The sequence below is a fragment of the Hymenobacter agri genome, assembly GCF_054778495.1.
This window is the reverse complement of record NZ_BAAGZM010000506.1, coordinates 1-3178: the sequence shown is the minus strand read 5'-3', so window position 1 is coordinate 3178 and position 3178 is coordinate 1. Positions and strand designations below refer to the sequence as shown.

The 3178-nt window shown below is 59.9% G+C and carries 4 protein-coding genes; 2 read left to right on the top strand and 2 right to left on the bottom strand.

Going from position 1 to position 3178, the window contains the following annotated elements; genetic code table 11:
- Both ACYVDE_RS18450 and ACYVDE_RS18445 read right to left on the bottom strand, forming a co-directional pair.
- A partial coding sequence (locus ACYVDE_RS18450) for a hypothetical protein (protein WP_460503014.1) occupies positions 1–333 on the bottom strand: 333 nt, incomplete at its 3' end.
- A gap of 99 nt (positions 334–432) precedes the next feature.
- Positions 433–1695, bottom strand: a complete 1263-nt coding sequence (locus tag ACYVDE_RS18445) for an ABC transporter permease (RefSeq protein WP_460503013.1) — start codon at positions 1693–1695, stop codon at positions 433–435.
- Between the two features lie 148 nt (positions 1696–1843).
- On the opposite strand from ACYVDE_RS18445, the gene queA reads away from it, so the two are divergent.
- Positions 1844–2893 (top strand): S-adenosylmethionine:tRNA ribosyltransferase-isomerase, encoded by a 1050-nt coding sequence (queA, locus tag ACYVDE_RS18440; RefSeq protein ID WP_460503016.1) that lies wholly within the window; start codon positions 1844–1846, stop codon positions 2891–2893.
- Positions 2894–3005: 112 nt separating this feature from the next.
- Positions 3006–3178: 2-C-methyl-D-erythritol 4-phosphate cytidylyltransferase (locus ACYVDE_RS18435; RefSeq protein WP_460503015.1), on the top strand; the 173-nt coding region annotated here is incomplete at its 3' end.

The following is a 3178-nucleotide window of genomic DNA, read 5'->3' as shown; positions in this document are numbered from 1 at the left end:
CGCCAGCGCCAGCAGCCGGCCCAGCAGCGCCTCGTGCCACGGAATTGCGCCGGGCTCGGCCAGCAGGCCGTGCGGATAGGTGAGCGTGGTACCCGCAATCTGGAGCGTAACGAGCAGCAGCACTGTCGAAAGCGGCTGAATGAGCAGGTTGTGCAGGTCTTCCTCGCTCACGCCGGCCGCGTAGCGCTTGGTGAGCGCAAACAGCAGCTTGCTTAGCAGCCGCGACAGCAGCCGCCGGAAAATGCTGCCGGCCATAATAATGAGCGCGGCAATCAGGTACTGGCCCAGGGTGTTGCCCAGGATGGTGTAGTTCAGGAAAGAAGGAAGTGTCATACAATAGCGCCCACAATCGGGCGGATGAATTGGGCCCCGGGCGGGCGGCACGGGGGCGCGCCGCCACCGGTGCCCGGGCGTTACAGTACACCCCTACGGCTACTTGGCCCGAATGGCAATCACGGGGTCGAGATTGGCAGCCAGCACGGCCGGCACAATGCCGGCCACAATGCCGATTCCCACCGAAATCAGCAGCCCGAGCACCACCCGCGCCGCCGACATGGTGAGCGGCAGCGCATCCTGCGGCACCAGCGTGACGAGCCAGACCAGAAACAGCCCGGCGGCCCCGCCAATCAGGCACAGAAACACGGCTTCGAACAGGAATTGAAAGAGGATGAAGAAGTTTTTGGCTCCCAGCGACTTCTGAATGCCGATGATGTTGGTGCGCTCGCGCACGCTCACAAACATGATATTGGCAATGCCGAACCCGCCCACCAGAATGGCAAACGAGCCGATGATGCCGCCCACCAGCCCAATCACACTGAACAGCTTGCCGATGGCGGAGGCAATCATTTCGGGGCGGTTCAGGGCGAAGTTGTCTTCGGCCCGGGGCTTGAGGCCGCGGATGTTGCGCATCACGCCGCGCATTTCGTACTCCAGGTCGAGCAGGCCGGCGTCCTCATCGCGGCCCTTCACGGCGATGGAGGCGGAAGGCCCGCCACTCAGCCCGGTGATATTCAGCGCAAACAGCTTGGTAAACATCGCAAACGGAATGAGGCAGTTGGCGTCGTTGCTCGAAATGGTGAGCAGCTTTTTGCCTTCTTTTTCGAGCACGGCAATCACGGTGAACGTCTGGCCCCGCGCCTTAAACTGCTGGCCCACCGCGCTGGCACCCGGGAACAGGTTTTCGGCGATGGTGGCCCCGATGATGGCCACGGGCCGGGCCCCATCCATTTCCTGCTGCGTGAAATAGCGGCCTTCCTTAATGGGCACGTTGCTCACGGCACGGTAGTCGTAGCTCACGCCCTGCAGCGAGCAGTCGGCCACCGAGTTGGAGCCCGCTTTGAGCGTGTTGCCGTTTTTGGCGGCGAAAATGGCGATGCCTTTATTGTTGGGCCCAAGCTGCCGGCGCAGCTGCTGAAACTCGCGCGGCGAGGGATTGGGGCGGTTGAAATATTTCCACCAGGCGAAGTCGGGCCCGAAGGCAAAGGGCCATTTCTGCACGTAAATCACCTTATCGCCCACAAAGTCGAGGCTGCTGCGCACGTTGGCTTCGAGCGAATCGACGATGGTGAAAACCGCGATAATCGAAAAAATACCGACCGTGACGCCCAGCAGCGACAAAATGGTGCGCAGCAAGTTGGACTTGAGGGCATCCCAGGCGAAGAGAAAGCTTTCGAAGGTGAGGCGGAGCGTGAGCATGATGCAAAAGACGGGGCTACGCCCGAAAGTTGCGCCCCGGCGGGCGCGGCCCGGGCCCATCAGCCACAAAAAATAACAAAACCCAAATAAAAGCCGTACTTTTGCCTCCCCAAATTCTCGTATATTCCCTAAATACAGCCCTATGGCAATGAAATTGCACGAGTTCAAATTTGAACTCCCTGAAGAGCTGGTGGCCATGCACCCCGCCCGCAACCGCGACGAAAGCCGCCTGATGGTGGTGCACCGCGCGACCGGCCAGATTGAGCACCGCAACTTCAAGGATATCCTCGATTATTTCGACGAGGGCGACGTGCTGGTATTCAACGATACGAAGGTATTTCCGGCTCGCCTCTACGGCAACAAAGAGAAAACCGGTGCCAAGATTGAAGTTTTCCTGCTCCGCGAGCTGAACAAGGAGCTGCGCCTGTGGGACGTGTTGGTGGACCCCGCCCGCAAAATCCGCGTGGGCAACAAGCTCTACTTCGGCGAGTCGGACATGGTAGCCGAGGTGATTGACAACACCACCTCGCGCGGCCGCACCATCAAGTTCCTGTTCGACGGCACCGACGAGGAGTTCCGCAAGGCCCTCTACGAACTGGGCGAAACCCCGATTCCGAAAGAGGTTATTAACCGCGAAACCGAGCCCGCCGACAAGGAGCGGTACCAGACCATCTACGCCGAGCACATTGGCGCGGTGGCGGCCCCTTCGGCTGGCCTGCACTTCACCCGCGAGGTGATGAAGCGCATGGAAATCAAAGGCGTGGAGCCGGCGTTCGTAACGCTGCACGTAGGCCTGGGCACCTTCCGCACGGTGGATGTGGAAGACCTGACCAAGCACAAGATGGATTCGGAGAACTTCATTGTGACGCAGCCGGCCTGCGAAGTAGTGAACAAGGCTCTCGACCACAAGCGCAAGGTGTGTGCCGTGGGCACCACCACCATCCGCGCCATGGAGGCGTCGGTGTCGGCCAATGCCCGCATGAAGCCCACGCAGGGCTGGATTGACCGGTTCATCTTCCCGCCCCACGAGTTCAAAATTGCCAACTGCATGCTCACCAACTTCCACATGCCGGAGAGCACGCTCATCATGCTGGCGGCCGCCTTCACCGGCTACCCCCTGCTGATGGAAGCCTACAAGGAAGCTATCAAGGAGAAGTATAAGTTCTTCAGCTACGGCGATGCCATGCTGATTCTATAAGGAGTATTCGGTACTGCGTAGTCAGTATCTAGACTTGCTCTTAAAACGCCCAGTTGCTTTCGAGCGGCTGGGCGTTTGCTTTGTAACTCATCCACCATTCCAATTTTTTGTTGTGTCTGAATACCGACTACCGATTAACAAGTATCAACAGCCATCCCGCTTTGCCATTCTGGTGGCCGGCGGCAGCGGCACGCGCATGGGTGCCGACCGCCCCAAGCAGTTTCTGCTGCTGCGCGGCGAGCCGGTGCTGCTGCACACGCTGCGCCGCTTTGCCGAGCCCGCACT

Bases quoted from the DNA above. Each gene is read 5' to 3' on its own strand.
- queA (WP_460503016.1), top strand. From the start codon at position 1,844: ATGAAATTGCACGAGTTCAAATTTGAACTCCCTGAAGAGCTGGTGGCC.
- ACYVDE_RS18445 (WP_460503013.1), bottom strand. From the start codon at position 1,695: ATGCTCACGCTCCGCCTCACCTTCGAAAGCTTTCTCTTCGCCTGGGAT.